Here is an 18,296-nt window from a genome sequence, read left to right as displayed (position 1 = left end):
GCCTGCGGGGCCGCCGGGGCCGGCTGCCCGGGCTGCTGCGGTGGCAGGGCCTGGGCCGGCTGCTGGGGCGGCAGGGCCTGGGCCGGCTGCCCGGGCTGCTGGGGCGGCGCCCCCCATGGCGTGGTGCGCGGCCCGGAATCCCCCTGGGCCCCGTACGGCCCACCCTGCCCAAAGCTCATGGCGTGCATCGTAAACCGGTTGGTCGCCGCCCCGGGAGCCGCGAGAATCGTCCTCATGGGACATGTGGAAGCGGCACACCTCGAGTACGACCTCCCCGACGGGAGGCGGTTGCTCGACGACGTGTCCTTCCGGGTGGGGGAAGGGGCGGCGGTGGCCCTCGTCGGGGCCAACGGCGCGGGCAAGACCACCCTGCTGCGGCTGATCTCCGGCGAGCTCAAGCCGCACGGCGGCTCGGTCACCATCTCCGGCGGCCTGGGCGTGATGCCGCAGTTCGTGGGCTCCGTCCGGGACGACCGCACGGTCCGTGACCTGCTGGTCTCCGTCGCCCAGCCGGGCATCCGGCAGGCCGCGCGGGCGGTCGACGAGGCCGAGACCGCGATCATGGAGCGGGACGACGAGGCCGCGCAGATGGCCTACGCCCAGGCGCTCAGCGACTGGGCCGAGGCCCGGGGCTACGAGGCCGAGACCGCCTGGGACATGTGCACCATGGCCGCCCTCGGCGTCTCCTACGAGAAGGCCCAGTGGCGCCAGGTGCGCACCCTCTCCGGCGGCGAGCAGAAGCGGCTCGTCCTGGAGGCCCTGCTGCGCGGCACGGACGAGGTCCTGCTGCTGGACGAGCCGGACAACTATCTGGACGTCCCCGGCAAGCGCTGGCTGGAAGAGCGGCTGCGCGAGACGAAGAAGACCGTCCTCTTCGTCTCCCACGACCGCGAGCTGCTGGCCCGGGCCGCCGAGAAGATCATCAGCGTGGAGCCCGGCCCGGCGGGCAGCGACGTCTGGGTGCACGGCGGCGGCTTCGGCACGTACCACCAGGCCCGCAAGGACCGCTTCGCGCGCTTCGAGGAGCTGCGCAAGCGGTGGGACGAGAAGCACGCCCAGCTGAAGAAGCTGGTGATCACGCTGCGGCAGGCCGCGGCCGTCAGCCACGACATGGCCTCCCGCTACGCCGCCGCCCAGACCCGGCTGCGGAAGTTCGAGGAGGCGGGCCCGCCGCCTGAGCCCCCGCGCGAGCAGGACATCCGGATGCGGCTGCGCGGCGGCCGTACCGGCGTCCGGGCCGTGACCTGCGCCGGGCTGGAGCTGACCGGCCTGATGAACCCCTTCGACCTGGAGGTCTTCTACGGCGAGCGGGTCGCGGTGCTGGGCAGCAACGGCTCGGGGAAGTCGCACTTCCTCCGTCTCCTGGCCGGGGAGGACGTGGCGCACACGGGTGCCTGGAAGCTGGGCGCCCGCGTCGTGCCCGGGCACTTCGCCCAGACCCACGCCCACCCCGAGCTCATGGGCCGCACGCTCGTCGACATCCTGTGGACCGAGCACTCCAGGGACCGGGGCGGCGCCATGTCGGTGCTGCGCCGGTACGAGCTGGAGAAGCAGGGCGACCAGCCCTTCGAGAAGCTCTCCGGCGGCCAGCAGGCCCGCTTCCAGATCCTGCTCCTGGAGCTCTCCGGCACCACGGCGCTGCTGCTGGACGAGCCGACGGACAACCTCGACCTGGAGAGCGCGGAGGCCCTCCAGGCGGGGCTGGAGGCCTATGAGGGGACGGTCCTGGCCGTCACCCACGACCGCTGGTTCGCTCGCGCGTTCGATCGCTTTGTGGTCTTCGGCGCGGACGGACGGGTGCGGGAGGTGCCGGAGCCGGTGTGGGACGAGGCGCGGGTGGCCCGGGCGCGCTAGCCGGACGCCCGGGCGGGGCACCGGTCGGACTGTGTGTTTTGACCCCGGCGGTGGGGTCCCGGTACTCTACGAGTTCGTTATGCGTATTGGCTTGGTCGTTCTCACGCGAGGGGCCCTTACGCTGATCTGCCGGGCTGATCACCAGCCGCCTGCGCACGGGTTGCGTCCCCGTTGTGCGGCACATGCTGTGTGATCTCCTCTGGCGGATTGTGTCAGGACCCACTCACTGAAGAAGCGAAGGCTACGACCGTGCGTACGTTCAGCCCCAAGCCCGGCGATGTCCAGCGCCAGTGGCACATCATCGACGCGCAGGACGTCGTCCTGGGCCGTCTGGCCTCTCAGGCTGCCTCCCTGCTGCGCGGCAAGCACAAGACTGTGTACGCCCCGCACATGGACATGGGTGACTTCGTCGTCATCATCAACGCCGACAAGGTGCACCTGTCCGGTAACAAGAAGACCCAGAAGATGGCCTACCGCCACTCTGGCTTCCCGGGTGGTCTGCGCTCCGTCCGTTACGACGAGCTGCTCGACAAGAACCCCGAGAAGGCCGTCGAGAAGGCGATCAAGGGCATGCTGCCCAAGAACTCCCTCGGCCGTCAGATGCTCTCGAAGCTGAAGGTGTACTCGGGCTCCGAGCACCCGCACGCTGCGCAGCAGCCGGTTCCGTTCGAGATCACCCAGGTCAAGCAGGGCTAAGTCCCGGCCACCGCCGAACCAGAAAGTCTGAGGAGAACCAGTGGCTGAGACCACCGCCGAGATGCCGGTCGAGGGCGTCGAGGAGTACACCACCGAGACCGAGGTCGTTGAGTCGGAGTACACCTCCGAGTCCCTCGCGTCCCGCTTCGGCGACCCGCAGCCGGCCGCCGGCCTGGGCCGTCGCAAGAACGCCATTGCCCGCGTCCGCATCGTTCCGGGCACCGGCAAGTGGAAGATCAACGGTCGCACCCTTGAGGACTACTTCCCCAACAAGGTGCACCAGCAGGAAGTCAACGAGCCCTTCAAGGTGCTCGAGCTCGACGGTCGCTACGACGTCGTCGCCCGCATCGCGGGTGGCGGTGTCTCCGGTCAGGCCGGTGCCCTGCGCCTCGGCGTGGCCCGTGCGCTGAACGAGGCCGACGTTGACAACAACCGCGGCCCGCTGAAGAAGGCCGGCTTCCTCAAGCGCGACGACCGTGCGGTCGAGCGCAAGAAGGCCGGTCTGAAGAAGGCCCGCAAGGCTCCGCAGTACAGCAAGCGCTAAACAGCGGCTTCGCTGCACTGCCCGAACGCCCCGGCGACACGAATCCGTGCCGCCGGGGCGTTCGGCCATTGTCGGCCCGGGGCGATATACGGCGTTGGCGCCATGCAGGCGGCGTAGGCGTAAATACACCGGATGCGGCGTATATCTGATTACTGGAGGCGCCGCCCCGGTCCAGGACTCGACACCTCAAGCAAGGGGGCTCGTACCGGGCCCCGCACTCCCGCGTTTTTCGGAGGACACCAGTGGGACGACTCTTCGGTACGGACGGTGTGCGCGGCGTGGCCAACGCCGATCTGACGGCCGAGCTCGCGCTCGGCCTGTCGGTGGCGGCGGCGCACGTGCTCGCCGAGGCGGGCACGTTCGAGGGCCATCGCCCGATGGCGGTGGTCGGCCGTGATCCGCGGGCGTCCGGGGAGTTCCTGGAGGCCGCCGTGGTGGCGGGTCTCGCCAGCGCGGGCGTCGACGTGCTGCGGGTGGGCGTGCTGCCCACGCCGGCCGTCGCCTACCTGACCGGCGCGCTCGGCGCCGACCTCGGCGTGATGCTCTCCGCCAGCCACAACGCGATGCCCGACAACGGCATCAAGTTCTTCGCCCGTGGCGGCCACAAGCTCGCCGACGAGCTCGAGGACCGCATCGAGCGGACCTACCGCGCCCACGCCTCCGGCGAGCCCTGGGACCGGCCCACCGGCGCCGGCGTCGGCCGCGTCAAGGACTACGACCAGGGCTTCGACAACTACGTCGCCCACCTCATCGGCGTCCTGCCCAACCGCCTCGACGGCCTCAAGGTCGTCATCGACGGTGCCCACGGCGCGGCCTCCCGGGTCTCCCCCGAGGCCTTCTCGCGCGCCGGCGCCGAGGTCGTCACCATCGGCACCGAGCCCGACGGCCTCAACATCAACCACGAGTGCGGCTCCACCCACCTGGACAAGCTCCGCGCCGCCGTCGTCGAGCACGGCGCCGCCCTGGGCGTCGCCCACGACGGCGACGCCGACCGCTGCCTGGCCGTGGACCACAAGGGCAACGAGGTCGACGGCGACCAGATCCTCGCCGTCCTGGCCCTGGCGATGCGCGAGGCGGACTCGCTGCGCAAGAACACCGTCGTCGCCACCGTCATGTCCAACCTGGGCTTCAAGCTCGCCATGGAGCGCGAGGGCGTCCAGCTCGTCCAGACCGCCGTCGGCGACCGCTACGTCCTGGAGGAGATGAAGGCGAACGGCTTCGCCCTCGGCGGCGAGCAGTCCGGCCACGTCATCGTCCTGGACCACGCCACGACGGGCGACGGCACCCTCACCGGCCTGATGCTGGCCGCCCGCGTCGCCGCCACCGGCCGCTCGCTGGCCGACCTCGCCGGCGTCATGGAGCGCCTGCCGCAGGTTCTCATCAACGTCCGGAACGTCGACAAGTCCCGCGTGGGCACCTCGCAGGAGCTGGCCGCCGCCGTCAACGCCGCCGAGCGCGAGCTGGGCACGACGGGCCGGGTGCTGCTGCGCTCGTCCGGCACGGAGCCGCTGGTGCGCGTCATGGTCGAGGCCGCGGACCACGAGCAGGCGCGCAAGGTCGCCGAGCACCTCGCGGACGTCGTGAAGACGACGCTGGGCTAGCCGGGCACGCTGTGCGAACGCCGGAGGGGCTGACTCCTGTCAGCCCCTCCGGCGTTTTCGCTACAGCTTGCGCAGCGACAGCCGCTGCGCCTTGTGGTCCGCGCCCTTGCGCAGGATCAGGTTCGCCCGCCCCCGCGTCGGCGCCACGTTCTCGAGCAGGTTCGGCTTGTTGATCGTCCGCCAGTTGCGCCGCGCGTAGTCCAGCGCCTCCTCCTCCGACACCTGGGTGTACCGGCGGAAGTACGAGTCGGGGTCCTGGAAGGCCGTGGCGCGCAGCTTCCTGAAGCGGTCGTAGTACCAGCGCTCGATGTCCTCCGCTCGCGCGTCCACGTACACGCTGAAGTCGAAGAAGTCGGCCAGGCTCACCCGGGTGCGGCCGTCCTCGCCGGGGCGCGCCGGCTGGAGGACGTTGAGGCCCTCGATGATCAGGATGTCCGGCCGGTGCACGGTCAGCCGCTCGTCCGGCACGATGTCGTAGATCAGATGCGAGTAGACGGGCGCCGACACCTCGTCCTTCCCGGCCTTCACATCCGCGACGAAGCGGGTCAGCGCCCGGCGGTCGTAGGACTCGGGGAAACCTTTCCGCGACATCAGGCCCCGCCGCTGGAGCTCGGCGTTGGGCAGCAGGAAACCGTCCGTCGTGACCAGCTCCACGCGCGGGTGCTCGGGCCAGCGGGCCAGCAGCTCCCGCAGCAGCCGGGCCGTGGTCGACTTCCCCACCGCCACGCTGCCCGCCACGCCTATGACGAACGGCGTGCCGCGCTGGGCCCCCTTCTCGCCCAGGAAGGTGTTGAGGGCGCCGCGCAGGCTGCCCGTGGCGCCCACGTAGAGGTTGAGCAGGCGGGAGAGCGGGAGGTAGATGTCCCGGACCTCGTCCAGGTCGATGACGTCCCCCAGGCCGCGCAGCCGCTCGACCTCCTCGGCGGTCAGCGGCAGCGGGGTGTTCTCGCGCAGCGCGCTCCACTCCGTACGGGTGAGATCGACGAAGGGGGAGGAGTCCGCGCGGCGTCGGTGCTGCGGCTGGTCGGTCGTGGTCGGCACGGGCCCATTGTGCGCGTCGGTGACGGGACGATCACCTCCGGGTGGTGTTCACACCGTGACCAGTGGGAGTTATGTGGTGCTGGTGGGTGAAGTTTGCGCTGGGGTCTGTACTTACTCACGAGTCAGGAATAGCGTCCAGCCCCCTGTCCCTCTCCCCAAGCGAGGGGTTCCGTTGTTCGTTCTCCACCTCGTGCTCCGCCGTGCCAGGAGGGGCGTACGACGTGTCGTACGCCCCCGCCGCAGCGTCCACGCGCCCGTCGGCGCGCCCATCGCCGGGGCCGTGCCCCCGCGCGACGCCTTCGCCGACCGGGTGCGCGGCGATCTGACCGCCCAGCTGCCGGACGAGGACCTCGGCCAGGACCTCGACGACTGCCTCGACCGGTACGTTCTCGGCAGCAAACCGCGCTGCGAGGAGGTCGAGTACCTGGAGCTGGTCCAGGACGCCATCGACCGGATCGAGCGCGGGCGTTGACCCACGGGTGCTGACACCGGGGCCGTACGCTTCCGTCCATGTGCGGAATCGTTGGCTATGTGGGAGGGCAGTGCGCCCTCGAAGTCGTATTGGCGGGGCTGCGGCGGCTGGAGTACCGCGGCTATGACTCGGCCGGGGTGGCGGTCCTGGCCGACGGCGGGCTGGCCGCGGCGAAGAAGGCGGGCAAGCTCGCGAACCTGGAGAAGGAGCTGGCCGACCGCCCCCTCCCCTCCGGCTCGACGGGGATCGGCCACACGCGCTGGGCCACCCACGGCGGCCCCACCGACGTCAACGCCCATCCGCACCTGGACAACGCGGGCCGCGTCGCGGTCGTCCACAACGGCATCATCGAGAACTTCGCGGAGCTCCGCGACGAGCTGGCCGAGCGCGGCCACGACCTCGCCTCCGAGACGGACACCGAGGTCGTCTCCCATCTGCTGGCGGAGTCCTTCTCCTCCTGCGGCGACCTGGCCGAGTCCATGCGCCAGGTCTGCCGGCGGCTGGAGGGCGCCTTCACGCTCGTCGCCGTCCACGCCGACGACCCGGACGTGGTGGTGGGCGCCCGGCGCAACTCCCCGCTGGTGGTGGGCGTCGGCGACGGCGAGTACTTCCTCGCCTCCGACGTCTCCGCCTTCATCGCCCACACCCGGGAGGCGATCGAGCTCGGCCAGGACCAGGTCGTCGAGCTGCGCCGCGACGGCGTCGTCGTCACCGGCTTCGACGGCGCTCCGGCCGACGAGCACACCCGCGCCTACCACGTCGACTGGGACGCCTCGGCCGCCGAGAAGGGCGGCTACGACTACTTCATGCTCAAGGAGATCGCCGAGCAGCCGAAGGCCGTCGCCGACACGCTGCTGGGCCGCATCGACGCCTCGGGCACGCTCTCGCTCGACGAGGTCCGCATCCCCGCCGCCGAGCTGCGGGAGGTCGACAAGGTCGTCATCGTGGCCTGCGGCACGGCGTACCACGCGGGCCTCATCGCCAAGTACGCCATCGAGCACTGGACCCGCATCCCCTGCGAGACGGAGCTGGCCAGCGAGTTCCGCTACCGCGACCCGATCCTCGACCAGCGCACGCTGGTGATCGCCATCAGCCAGTCCGGCGAGACCATGGACACCCTGATGGCCCTGCGCCACGCGCGCGAGCAGGGCGCGAAGGTGCTCGCCATCTGCAACACCAACGGCTCGACGATCCCGAGGGAGTCGGACGCCGTCCTCTACACCCACGCCGGTCCGGAGGTCGCCGTCGCCTCGACGAAGGCCTTCCTGACCCAGCTCGTCGCCTGCTACCTGGTGGCGCTGTACCTCGGCCAGGTGCGGGGCACCAAGTGGGGCGACGAGATCCTCTCCGTGATCCGCGATCTGTCGGAGATCGCGGGGGAGGTGGAGGAGGTCCTGGAGACCATGGAGCCGGTCCGTGAGCTGGCCCGCTCCCTCGCCGACAAGAACACGGTCCTCTTCCTCGGCCGCCATGTGGGCCACCCCGTGGCCCTGGAGGGGGCGCTGAAGCTCAAGGAGCTCGCCTATATGCACGCCGAGGGCTTCGCGGCGGGCGAGCTCAAGCACGGCCCGATCGCGCTGATCGAGCGGGACGTCCCGGTCGTCGTGGTCGTCCCCTCGCCGCGCGGCCGGTCCGTCCTCCACGACAAGATCGTCTCCAATATCCAGGAGATCCGGGCCCGGGGCGCCCGCACGATCGTCATCGCCGAGCGCGGCGACACGGCCGTGCGCCCCTACGCGGACCACCTGATCGAGATCCCGGCCACGCCGGTGCTGCTCCAGCCGCTCGTCGCCACCGTCCCGCTCCAGGTCTTCGCCTGCGAGCTCGCCACGGCCCGCGGCAACGAGGTCGACCAGCCCCGCAACCTCGCGAAGTCGGTGACCGTCGAATGATCGTGGGAGTCGGGATCGACGTCGCGGAGATCGAACGCTTCGACGCCGCGCTCCAGCGGACGCCGGGCATGGCGGACCGCCTCTTCGTGGAACGCGAGCTGTACCTGCCGAGCGGCGAACGGCGCGGCATCGCCTCGCTGGCGGCCCGCTTCGCCGCGAAGGAGGCTTTGGCCAAGGCCCTGGGGGCCCCGCCCGGGCTGCTCTGGACCGACGCCGAGGTCGTCACGGCTGCCAGCGGCCAGCCGGCCCTCGTCGTCACGGGCACGGTCGCGGCGCGGGCGGAGGCGCTGGGCGTGCGCAGCTGGCACATCTCGCTGAGCCACGACGCGGGGGTCGCATCCGCTGTGGTGATCGCGGAGAAGTGACGCGGGGCGGGGTGCGGTTCGCCGCGTGAGCGGCCCCGGCGGGCCGTTCCCCGCTCGCGGGGTCAGTCGTCCCAGGTGCGCAGGACGGCCGCGACGGACGCGGCGGTGGATTCCGGCTTCCTCAGCTCATGTGCGAGCGCCGTGACCCCGGCCTGGGTCGGCTTGACCTCGACCCCCGAAGCGACCAGGTAGGCGTGTGCCGCCGCCATGGCCACGCGCAGGTTCGAGCGCTCGAGCCACCGGAGCCGTCCCAGCGTATGAGCCAATGCGGCGGCTCGTGCGTAGGAGCCGTGGTAGATGTCCTGTCCCGCGAGCGCGGCTCTGTGACGCTCGACGGCCGCGATCGGCACCCCGTAGTCGTCAGGGGCCGGATCGTCCTCGCCCGCTTGGCGGGCGATCTCGAGGAGCCAGGACAGGTCGATGTGAAGGGTCACGCAGCTTCCTCGATCTCGTCGATGAGGTCGCCGTACGTGTCCAGGAACTCCTGGGAGGCGGCAAGGAATTTTTCCCGGAACAGCTCGTTGTCCGCCCGGATCAGCTGCTCGACGTACTCGTTCACCGGGATGTGCCGTGTCTCGGCGGCCTGCTTGGCCATCTCGGCGGTGGCTTCTTCCAGTCTGAGGTTGACCTGCGTCTTCGCCATACGCGGAAGCTATCACCTTGTAGCAGGTCGTGCGCCATGTTTGGGGCGAAAGGGCTGGGGGACATTCGCCATTGCCCTGTCGGCGGGCGGCGGTACCGTTCTCGTGTCGTGTCAGAACGGAGCTCCGTATGCCCGCGCACAGTGACGACCGCACCGGCGCGCGCATCGCGCGTGCGCGCAAGGTACGCCGCCTGACCCAGAGGGAGTTGGCGGAACTCTCCCATGTCTCCTACAGCACGCTGACGAAGGTCGAGCAGGGCGCCCTACCCGCGAGCCCCTCCGTCACCGGGGCCCTGGCCCGGGCGCTCTCGGTGCCCGTCACCGAGCTCACCGGCCAGCCCTATCTCGACGAACTCCGGGCGGACCAGCTGGACGGGCTGATCCAGCCGATCCGCGAGGCGCTCAACATCTACGACCTCGGGGCCGACCCGGACGTGACGCCACGCCCCGTGGAGAAGCTGGAGGCCCACGCCGAGGAGCTGTGCGCCATGGTCCGCGCGGCGCGCATCAAGCAGGTCGCCGCGGACCTGCCCGGCCTGATCCACGAGGCCACCACCGCCGCGCACACGACGCCCAAGGACCGCAACTGGCGCGTCCTGGCGGGCGCGTACCGCACGGCCTATGACGTGACCACGAAGCTCGGCTTCCCCGACCTCTGCACGGTCGCGCTGGACCGCCTCGACTGGGCGGCGCAGCGGGCCTCGGATCCGGTGCTGGGCGGAATGCGGCAGTACCTGCGGGCCCTGGCCTACCTCCGTGCCGGCGATTACCGCACGGGAAAGCGGCTCGTGGAGCTGGGGATGTCCATCTTGGCGCAGGCCGAGCCGGGCCGCGTCCGCGACGTCGTCACCGGTCAGCTGCACCTGGGCGCCGCCGTGCTGGCGGGCCGTGACAAGGACGAGGCCGCCGCCGACGGCCACTTGGCCGAGGCGAGGCGGATCGCCGAGCGCACGGGCGCGGCCGAGAGGGTGCACTGGCTGTCCTTCGGCCCGACGAACGTCGTCGCCCACCGCGTGAGCGTCCTCGCCGAGCTCGACCGGTACCCCGAGGCCGTACGGGCCGCCGAGGAGTCCCCGCTCCCGGACGACTGGCCGCCTTCCCGCCGGGCCCACCACTACACCGAGGTCGCCCGCGCCGAGATGTGGACCGGCCGTACGGACGCGGCGTTCAGGAGCCTGCTGCTGGCCCGAAAGGTGGCGCCGCAGCAGACGCGTTACCACCCGGTCGTCCGGGAGACCTTCGCCGGGCTGGAGTCGGCGAAGCGCCGCATGCCGGACAGTTTCAGCAACTACGGGGCCTGGCTGGGGCGATAACGCACGGCAAGGCGCTGGCCGGGGCTGTCAGTGACGTCTGATAGTTCCGGCCTCGCGGTGTCGGCAGGCTGTGGGGGTCAGAGGACCCCCGCGACCGTGCGACCGGTCCGGGGGCGTGGCCAACGCTGTAGAGGAGCGCCGACGATGCTCAACATTAATCGCTGCCAGACCAGTTGGGCGAGAGCTTCATCCGCCGACCTCGGGGCGGTGGAGCGATGACCGCCCTCGGCGAGACCTACCTCCTGTCCGCTCCCGTCGCCCCCGGCACGGCCCGGCTGGCGCGGGAGTTCGTGACGGCGTCGCTCGTCGCGGCGGACCGGCGGCTGCTGATCGAGAACGCCCGGATCTGCGTCTCCGACGCCGTCGCCAACGTCGTGCGGCACGCGCGCGTGCCCGAGCTCGCCGTGCAGGTGACCGTCCACCCCGAGCGCGTGCTCGTGGCCGTGCGGGACGACGATCCCGGACGGCCCCCGTGGCCCCGGCCGTCGTACGCGGGCGCGGGCGGGGGCGATGCCAGGGGCCTCGCGCTGTTGCGCCGGCTGGCGGACGCGTCCGGGGTGACGTGGGTGTGGGACGGGCTCAGGCCCGTCGGTAAACAGGTGTGGTTCGAGCTGCGGGAGGACGGGCCTGTACGTGTACCCGCCACAGGCAGCGGAAATCCGCACCCGGCGGTGGTCCGGGCTTGAGAAAAGCGCGCCCGGCCCGGGCCCGCACCCCCGTGGCGGGTCCGGGCCGGGGCCCGTGTCGTGCTTGTGCTGCGATCTTGGTACCTCAAGTCGACTTGAGGTCAAGGGTGTCGGCCCTCACACCCGCAGCTCCGGCGGGAAGCCCGTCCACCGCAGGTCCGCCGGCAGATGGCCCATGTCGTTGTGGACCATCACCGTCGCCGGGCGGTCCGGGGCGTAGCGGATGACCGTCAGTGACGCGTTGCCCTGGTTCATCCCCATCCAGCGCCAGGCCGGGGCGTCGTGCGCGGCGCGCACCAGCCAGGCCACGAGGAAGTTGTGGGTGACCACGAGCTCGTGGCGCGGCTCGGTGCCCTCCACCGGGCCCGTGAACTCCGCCAGGGCCTCGCGGGCAAGAGCCGGGCCCCGCTGCAGTTCCTCCTCCGGGAAGCCGGCGAGACGGGCCAGCAGGGTGTCCGCGAACTCCGGCGGCAGCTCGTCCCGGCGCGGTACGTACGGGACGTGGTCGCCGGCCTTCTCCGAACTCCGCAGCGGTACGCCTTCGAGCCGCCCGGCGATCAGTTCGGCCGTCTGCCGGGCGCGGGGCAGGGGGCTGTGGTGGACGGCGGAGAGCGGGGCGGAGGCGAGGCGGTCGCCGAGGTGTTCCGCCTGGCGTCGGCCCGCCTCGGTCAGGGCGCTCTGGTCCGGCACTGCCTCGCCGTGCCGGGCGAGGTAGAGGTAGCGCGCCGCCATGGCCATGGGTCCTCCTCGTGACGAAGTCCGTGATCGACTGTAGTCGGGGTGGACGCCGGGACCCTCTCTCCGGTTCCGACGGACTCCGTGTTGACCCTCCAGCGACGGGAGACACCAAGGTGGCGGACATGGACGACGACACCACCCTCTACTCCATCGGGGAACTGGCCCGGCTGACCGGCCTGACGGTCAAGACCATCCGGTTCTGGTCCGACACGGGGGTCGTGCCGCCGACCGACCGCACACCCGCGGGCTACCGGCTCTACGGACCGGACGCCCTGGCCCGGCTCGGCCTCGTCCGCACGCTGCGCGAACTCGGCGTCGGGCTCTCCGCCGTCCAGCGCGTGCTGGGGCGGGAGGTCTCCGTGGCCCGGATCGCGGCCGTGCACGCCGAGGCCCTGGACCGGCAGATCCGCACCCTGCGGCTGCACCGGGCCGTGCTGCGAGCCGTGGCCGTACGCGGGTCGACACCCGAGGAGATGGAACTCATGCACAAGCTCGTCAACCTTTCCGAGCGGGAACGCCGCCGCCTGATCGACGACTTCATCGACCACGCCTTCGAGGGCATCGACGTCGACCCCGGCTTCCTGACCACGTTGCGCGACGCGATGCCGGTCCTGCCGGACGCCCCGACGCAGGCCCAGGTCGAGGCCTGGGTGGAGCTGGCCGAGCTCGTCCAGGACGACGACTTCCGCGCCGGCATGCGACGGGCGGCCATCGACCAGGTACGGGCCCGCGAGGAGGCCGGGCGGCCCGACGAACAGGAGGCCCGGCGGCTGGCCGAGCTGATCCGGGAGCGCACCGCCGGGGCCCGGGAGGCCGAGGTCGCACCGGACTCGCCCGCCGCGCGACCGGTGGTCGAGGAGCTGGTCCGGGAGAGTGCCCGGCTGGCCGGGCGTGAGGACGGGCCCGGGTTCCGGGCCTGGCTGCTGGAGCGGCTGGAGATCGGCAGCGATTCCCGGTACGAGCACTACTGGCGGCTCGTCTCCGTGATCAACGGCTGGCCCGCACCCGACATGGGCCCGGCCGTGAAGTGGCTGATCGCCAGTCTGCGGGCGTACCCCGCGTAAACCAGCAGTTCCCCCGCCCCCGCCCCGACCACTGGCGTATCGTCAGGTGCTCGTCAGACCAGGGGTGGAGGCGGAGGGGGCGGTTCGGTCGTGCACCCGGCGAGGGAACGCATCGCGGCGGTGTTCGGGCGGAGTCAGGGCAGCGGTTACCTCCTGACGCCGGACCTGATCCTGACCGCCGCGCATGTGGTCGCGGACTGCGAAGCGCCCACGGTCGTCGTGCCCGGCGGCGTCGGCAAGGTGCGCTGCCGGGTGGTGTGGGCGCGGGACGACCGGCGGCGCTGCGACGTGGCGCTGCTGGCCGCCGAGCGCGACGTGGTGACGGAACAGGCGCTCCCGGACTTCGAGCCGCTGGTCTGGGGGCGTTCGTACGACCTGCGGGCCTGGCCGGGCGCGCAGGCCATCGGCTATCCGCAGGTCCAGCGGGACGGGGCGGACGAGCTCGACACCGAGCAGATCGTGGGAACGCTGAAACCCGGCAGCAATCTCCTCAGCGGGCGGTACGTCCTCGACAGCGGCCACGGCGCGCCGGCGCCGCCCGGCGACGGCGGCTCGCCCTGGGCCGGGATGTCGGGGGCCGCCGTCTTCGTGGACGGGGCGCTCGCCGGGGTCGTCTGCGCCGACCCCGCCGGGTGGCGGCACGGGCGGCTGACGGTGACACCGTCCGAGACGCTCTGGCAGGACTTCCGTTTCCTCCAGGAGTGCCTGATCGCCGGGCACAAGCCCACGTCGCGCTCGCTCGCCTCGCCCCGGCAGCTGGAGGTCGAGGCGTTCGAGCGCCGGCTGCGGGACTACATCGTCGGCAGGTCCGGGGAACTCACCATCATCGGGCTGACCCTGGGCGACGGGGAGACGGAGACATGGCCGCTCGACGCGGCGTATCTCAGCCTGGAGCTGACGGGCGCCTCCCGGGACGCCGGAGGCGGTCCCCTGCCCTCCCCGCTGCGCGCCGAGGAGGCGCTCGCCGGGCACAAACGGGTGCTGCTGCGGGGCGCCGCCGGGTCCGGGAAGACGACGCTGCTCCAGTGGCTGGCCACGGTCACCGCACGCGGCGACCTGCCGCCCGGCCTGGGCCACTTGAGTGGCTGCGTACCGCTGACGCTGCCCCTGCGCACCCTCATCCGCAAGGGTGAGCTGCCCCGCCCGGAGGAGTTCCTGGCCGCCGTGGCCGCGCCGCTCGCGGGGCTGCCCGCGGCGCGGGGCTGGGTGACCAGGCGGCTGGACGAGGGCACGGCGCTGCTGCTGATCGACGGGGTGGACGAGGTCCCCGAGGCGGACCGGCGCCGCACCCTGGCCTGGGTGAAGGACCTCCTGGCCGCCTACCCCGAGGCGCGCTACGTGATCACGACCCGCCCCTCGGCGGTCCGGGAAGGGTGGCTCGCGGACGCGGGTTTCGCGGAGCTGGAACTGCTCCCGATGAGCCGCGCCGACGTCCTGGCCTTCATCGAACGGTGGCACAACGCGGCCGGCCAGCGCGAGGACGACCGGTTACGGGCGTTCGGCGAGTCGCTGAGCGCCGCCGTGGTCGCCAAACGGGACCTCGGCCGGCTGGCCACCAACCCGCTGATGTGCGCGATGATCTGCGCCCTCAACCGCTCCCGGCGCGGCTATCTGCCGCACGGCCGCATGGAGCTCTACCGCGCGGCGCTGGACCTGCTGCTGATCCGGAGGGACCGCGAGCGCGAGATCACGGTCGGTCTGGAAGGGCCGGAGCTGGAGCAGGCGCAGACCGCGCTCCTCCAGAAGATCGCCTACTGGCTGATCAGGAACGGCCGTTCGGAGATCGAGTGGCACAAGGCGGTGGAGATCCTCGAACGCGCCCTGCCCGCGATGCCCGCCGTGGCGGCGCGTGGCAGCGCGGAGGAGATCCTGCGCCACCTGGTCGTCCGCAGCGGTGTGCTGCGGCAGCCGACCAGCGGGACGCTGGACTTCATCCACCGCACGTTCCAGGACTACCTGGGCGCCCGGGCCGCCGTCGACGACTGGGACTTCGACCTGCTCGTCAACCACGCCCACGACGACCAGTGGGAGGACGTCCTGCGCATGGCGGTCGGCCACGCGCCGCCCCGCGCCCGGGCGGAGCTGCTGGTGATGCTGCTGGAGCGGGGCGACAAGGAGGAGCTCCACCGGCACCGGCTCCACCTGCTGGCCGCGGCCTGCCTGGAACAGGCGCCGGAGGTGGACCCGGAGGTGCGGACACGCGTCGAGCGGGCGGCGGCGGAGCTGGTGCCGCCGCGTGACGTGCCGGCCGCGCGGGCGCTCGTCGGGGCGGGCAGCGCCGTACTGGACCTCCTGCCGGGACCCGAGGGGCTGCCGGACGAGGTGGCGCACGCGGTGGTCGTGACGGCCACGATGGTCGGCGACGACCGGGCCATCCCCCTCCTGGCCCGCTACGCGACGCATCCCTCGCTGCGGGTACGGGCCCAGCTGGCGTGGGCGTGGGACCGGTTCGACACGGACCACTACGCGGACGCGGTGATCGGGCGGCTGACGTACGCGGACCTGGGGGAGGGGGAGCTCGTGTTCGTGGTGAAGTCGGGCGACCACGTCGACGCGCTCGTCCGGCTGGGAGGCAGGCCCCGGGTACGGAGTGAGGTCGGCCCCCACCTGTCCCTCACCCCGCCACGACGTCCCGCCACACCCGCCGCAGCTCCTCCGCCACGCCCAGCGACGTGATCGGCGCGTCCCCCAGTCCGCGCGCCGCCAGGCCATGCAGATACGCCCCCACCGAGGCCGCGTCGCGCGCACTCAGGCCCGCCGCCAGCAGAGAGCCGGTCAGGCCGGACAGGACGTCGCCGCTGCCGGCGGTGGCCAGCCACGGTGTGCCCGTCGGGTTGACCCGCACGGCGCGGGCGCCGTCGGCGACGAGCGTGGTCGAGCCCTTGAGCAGGGCCGTCACCCCGAAGCGGTCGGCCAGCGCCCGTACCGACGACAGGCGGGACGCCTCGACCTCCTCCCGCGACAGGCCGAGCAGCGCGGCCGCCTCGCCCGCGTGCGGGGTCAGCAGGGTCGCGGCCCGGCGCGCCCGTACGGCCTGGGGGTCCAGCAGGCGCAGGCCGTCGGCGTCGACGAGTACGGGGACGTCGGAGGACAGGACGTCCACCAGGGCCTGGCGCGCCTCGGCGCCGTCCCCGAGGCCCGGGCCGATCACCCAGGCCTGCACCCGCCCGGCCTTCCCGGGCGGGCCCGCCGTCACCAGCGTCTCCGGGAAGCGGGCGATCACGGCGTCGGCGGCCGGGCCCACATAGCGCACGGCGCCCGCGCCGCCGCTGAGCGCGCCCGCCACGGCGAGCACGGCCGCGCCCGGATAGCGGGCCGATCCGGCCACGATTCCCACGACACCCCGGCGGTATTTGTCGCTCTCCGCCTCCGGGAGGGGAAGCAGACCGGCCACGTCCGCGTGCTGGAGGGCCTCGGCGTCCGGCTCGGACGGCAGCCACGGGCCCAGACCGATGTCGACCAGGCGCAGCGCGCCCGCGTGCTCGCGGGCGGGGTCGATGAGCAGGCCCGGCTTGTACGTGCCGAAGGTGACGGTGGCGTCGGCGCGCACCGCCGCGCCCGGGACCTCGCCGGTGCCGGCGTCGACGCCGCTCGGGAGATCGACGGCGACGATCAGCGCGCCCTCGGCCGCCGCGACGAGCTCCTGGGCGGGCTCGCGCAGGGCGCCCTTGCCGCCGATGCCGACGATGCCGTCGACGACGAGGTCGGCGCGGCGGACGGCCCGTACGCCTTCCCCTTCCCCGGCCGTGACCGCGCGGCCGCCCGCGTTCCGGAGCGCCCGCAGGCCGCCGGTGTGGGCGCGGTCGGGGGAGAGCAGCACGGCCGTCACTCCCGCTCCGCGGCGTGCCAGGCGGGCGCCTGCGTAGAGGGCGTCACCGCCGTTGTCGCCGCTGCCGACGAGCAGGGCGACGCGGGCGCCGTAGACGCGGCGGCCCAGGAGGTCGGCGCAGGCGGCCGCCAGGCCCGCCGCGGCGCGCTGCATGAGCGCGCCTTCCGGGAGCTCGGCCATGAGGGCGCGCTCGGCGGCCCGTACGGTGTCCACGCTGTGGGCAGTCCTCATGGGGGTCAGCGTGCCATGCGGCCGGTGGCGGGGCACCCTGTTCGGGTGCGGGCCGGTGGTCCGGTTTGTGCCCGCCCGTTCCGCCCTGCGGAACGACTGCCCACAAACCGGGCGCGTACCCACCCCGAGGCCCCGGCCTGAGAGACTGGCTGCGATGACTGAGACACCGATGCGCGCCCGAGCCGTGGTCGACCTGGCCGCCCTGCGGGCCAACGTACGCGCTCTGCGCGCCCGCGCCCCCCGGGCGCAGCTGATGGCCGTCGTCAAGGCGAACGCCTACGGCCACGGCGCGGTGCCCTGCGCCAGGGCCGCCCGTCAGGCCGGAGCCGAGTGGGTCGGCACGGCCACCCCGCACGAGGCGCTCGCCCTGCGCGCCGCCGGTGACACCGGCCGGCTGATGTGCTGGCTGTGGACGCCGGGCGACCCGTGGCGGGAGGCCCTGGAGGCCGACATCGACGTCTCCGTCAGCGGCCTGTGGGCGCTGGAGGAGGTCACCGCCGCCGCCCGCGCGGCCGGCCGCGTCGCCCGCGTCCAGCTGAAGATCGACACCGGTCTCGGCCGCAACGGCTGCCAGCCCGGCGACTGGGAGAAGCTCGTCGCCGCCGCGCGCGACGCCGAGACGGCCGGGCTGATCAAGGTCACCGGCATCTGGTCGCACTTCGCCTGCGCCGACGAGCCGGGCCACCCCTCCATCCGGGCCCAGCTGACCGTCTTCGAGGACGCGATCGCCTACGCCGAGGCCCAGGGCCTGGCCCCCGAGGTCCGGCACATCGCCAACTCCCCGGCGACCCTCACCCTCCCCGAGGCCCACTTCGACCTCGTCCGTACCGGCGTCGCGATGTACGGGATATCCCCGGCCCCCGAGCTGGGCACCCCCGAGGAGCTGGGGATCCGGCCGGTGATGACCCTCTCCGCGTCCCTCGCCTCGGTGAAGCGGGTGCCGGGCGGGCACGGCGTCTCGTACGGCCACCTGTACACCACCCCCGGTGAGACGACCCTCGCGCTCGTCCCCGTCGGCTACGCGGACGGCATCCCGCGCTCGGGCTCCGGCACCGGCCCGGTGCTGGTGGGCGGCAAGTGGCGCACGGTGGCCGGGCGGGTCGCGATGGACCAGTTCGTGGTCGACCTGGGCGGCGACAGCGCGGCCCCCGGCGACGAGGCGGTGCTTTTCGGCCCCGGCGACCGGGGCGAGCCGACCGCCGAGGACTGGGCGCGGGCGACCGGAACCATCGCCTATGAAGTCATCACGCGCATCTCGGCGCGTGTGCCGCGCGTCTATGTCGGAGACAACGACGTCGAGGACACGTCCGAGGACACGGGGGACTGA

Annotated in this window: 17 protein-coding genes; 12 read left to right on the top strand and 5 right to left on the bottom strand. The window is 72.6% G+C overall.

The window, feature by feature from the left end; all coding sequences use genetic code 11:
• The first annotated feature begins 234 nt into the window (after positions 1-234).
• From K6I33_RS01155 to glmM, 4 genes are all read left to right on the top strand, one after another.
• The gene (locus tag K6I33_RS01155; RefSeq protein WP_229347544.1) at positions 235-1,854 is read left to right on the top strand and encodes an ABC-F family ATP-binding cassette domain-containing protein; all 1,620 of its coding nucleotides are present in this window, start codon (positions 235-237) and stop codon (positions 1,852-1,854) included.
• Positions 1,855-2,103: 249 nt separating this feature from the next.
• Positions 2,104-2,550 (top strand): 50S ribosomal protein L13, encoded by a 447-nt coding sequence (gene rplM / locus K6I33_RS01150; RefSeq protein ID WP_229347535.1) that lies wholly within the window; start codon positions 2,104-2,106, stop codon positions 2,548-2,550.
• Between the two features lie 40 nt (positions 2,551-2,590).
• Complete coding sequence (rpsI, locus tag K6I33_RS01145; protein WP_229347528.1) at positions 2,591-3,094, top strand: 30S ribosomal protein S9; 504 nt, start codon at positions 2,591-2,593, stop codon at positions 3,092-3,094.
• Between the two features lie 242 nt (positions 3,095-3,336).
• Complete coding sequence (gene glmM / locus K6I33_RS01140; protein WP_229347520.1) at positions 3,337-4,695, top strand: phosphoglucosamine mutase; 1,359 nt, start codon at positions 3,337-3,339, stop codon at positions 4,693-4,695.
• A gap of 60 nt (positions 4,696-4,755) precedes the next feature.
• Here glmM and coaA read toward each other — a convergent pair whose 3' ends face one another.
• Entirely contained in the window at positions 4,756-5,736 is a 981-nt protein-coding gene (gene coaA, locus K6I33_RS01135) for a type I pantothenate kinase (protein ID WP_229347513.1), read from the bottom strand.
• Between the two features lie 172 nt (positions 5,737-5,908).
• On the opposite strand from coaA, the gene K6I33_RS01130 reads away from it, so the two are divergent.
• Genes K6I33_RS01130 through K6I33_RS01120 form a run of 3 tightly spaced genes read left to right on the top strand, consistent with a single transcriptional unit; the run spans position 5,909 to position 8,465 of the window.
• A complete protein-coding gene (locus K6I33_RS01130; RefSeq protein WP_238491082.1) occupies positions 5,909-6,208 on the top strand; it encodes a hypothetical protein in 300 nt (99 codons plus the stop codon).
• Between the two features lie 38 nt (positions 6,209-6,246).
• A complete protein-coding gene (gene glmS, locus K6I33_RS01125) occupies positions 6,247-8,100 on the top strand; it encodes a glutamine--fructose-6-phosphate transaminase (isomerizing) (RefSeq protein WP_229347511.1) in 1,854 nt (617 codons plus the stop codon).
• Positions 8,097-8,465, top strand: a complete 369-nt coding sequence (locus K6I33_RS01120; protein WP_229347509.1) for a holo-ACP synthase — start codon at positions 8,097-8,099, stop codon at positions 8,463-8,465. Before glmS ends, K6I33_RS01120 begins: the two co-directional genes overlap by 4 nt.
• Before the next feature lie 62 nt (positions 8,466-8,527).
• Here K6I33_RS01120 and K6I33_RS01115 read toward each other — a convergent pair whose 3' ends face one another.
• Positions 8,528-8,899: a fic family toxin-antitoxin system, toxin component gene (locus tag K6I33_RS01115; protein ID WP_229347507.1), complete on the bottom strand. Its 372-nt coding sequence runs from the start codon at positions 8,897-8,899 to the stop codon at positions 8,528-8,530.
• The gene (locus K6I33_RS01110; RefSeq protein WP_229347505.1) at positions 8,896-9,108 is read right to left on the bottom strand and encodes a hypothetical protein; all 213 of its coding nucleotides are present in this window, start codon (positions 9,106-9,108) and stop codon (positions 8,896-8,898) included. The genes K6I33_RS01115 and K6I33_RS01110 overlap by 4 nt, the downstream gene beginning before the upstream one ends.
• A 128-nt stretch (positions 9,109-9,236) precedes the next feature.
• Between K6I33_RS01110 and K6I33_RS01105 the strand changes: the two genes are divergently transcribed.
• The gene (locus K6I33_RS01105; RefSeq protein WP_229347503.1) at positions 9,237-10,421 is read left to right on the top strand and encodes a helix-turn-helix domain-containing protein; all 1,185 of its coding nucleotides are present in this window, start codon (positions 9,237-9,239) and stop codon (positions 10,419-10,421) included.
• Between the two features lie 215 nt (positions 10,422-10,636).
• Positions 10,637-11,107: an ATP-binding protein gene (locus tag K6I33_RS01100; protein WP_229347501.1), complete on the top strand. Its 471-nt coding sequence runs from the start codon at positions 10,637-10,639 to the stop codon at positions 11,105-11,107.
• Positions 11,108-11,224: 117 nt separating this feature from the next.
• On the opposite strand, the gene K6I33_RS01095 is transcribed toward K6I33_RS01100, so the two are convergent.
• The gene (locus K6I33_RS01095; RefSeq protein ID WP_229347499.1) at positions 11,225-11,845 is read right to left on the bottom strand and encodes a histidine phosphatase family protein; all 621 of its coding nucleotides are present in this window, start codon (positions 11,843-11,845) and stop codon (positions 11,225-11,227) included.
• Between the two features lie 122 nt (positions 11,846-11,967).
• Between K6I33_RS01095 and K6I33_RS01090 the strand changes: the two genes are divergently transcribed.
• Together K6I33_RS01090 and K6I33_RS01085 are read left to right on the top strand one after the other, a co-directional pair.
• Positions 11,968-12,909, top strand: a complete 942-nt coding sequence (locus K6I33_RS01090; protein ID WP_229347497.1) for a MerR family transcriptional regulator — start codon at positions 11,968-11,970, stop codon at positions 12,907-12,909.
• A gap of 90 nt (positions 12,910-12,999) precedes the next feature.
• Positions 13,000-15,585, top strand: a complete 2,586-nt coding sequence (locus K6I33_RS01085) for a serine protease (protein ID WP_229347495.1) — start codon at positions 13,000-13,002, stop codon at positions 15,583-15,585.
• On the opposite strand, the gene K6I33_RS01080 is transcribed toward K6I33_RS01085, so the two are convergent.
• The gene (locus K6I33_RS01080) at positions 15,524-16,969 is read right to left on the bottom strand and encodes an NAD(P)H-hydrate dehydratase (RefSeq protein WP_229347486.1); all 1,446 of its coding nucleotides are present in this window, start codon (positions 16,967-16,969) and stop codon (positions 15,524-15,526) included. The genes K6I33_RS01085 and K6I33_RS01080 overlap by 62 nt on opposite strands.
• A 154-nt stretch (positions 16,970-17,123) precedes the next feature.
• Between K6I33_RS01080 and alr the strand changes: the two genes are divergently transcribed.
• Positions 17,124-18,296 (top strand): alanine racemase, encoded by a 1,173-nt coding sequence (gene alr, locus K6I33_RS01075; RefSeq protein WP_229347484.1) that lies wholly within the window; start codon positions 17,124-17,126, stop codon positions 18,294-18,296.

Origin of the sequence: Streptomyces sp. UNOB3_S3 (assembly GCF_020740895.1) — a bacterium.
In the GTDB taxonomy this organism is placed as follows: domain Bacteria; phylum Actinomycetota; class Actinomycetes; order Streptomycetales; family Streptomycetaceae; genus Streptomyces.
The sequence above is the reverse complement of the archived record's forward strand: the minus strand, read 5'-3'. Positions and strand labels throughout refer to the sequence as shown.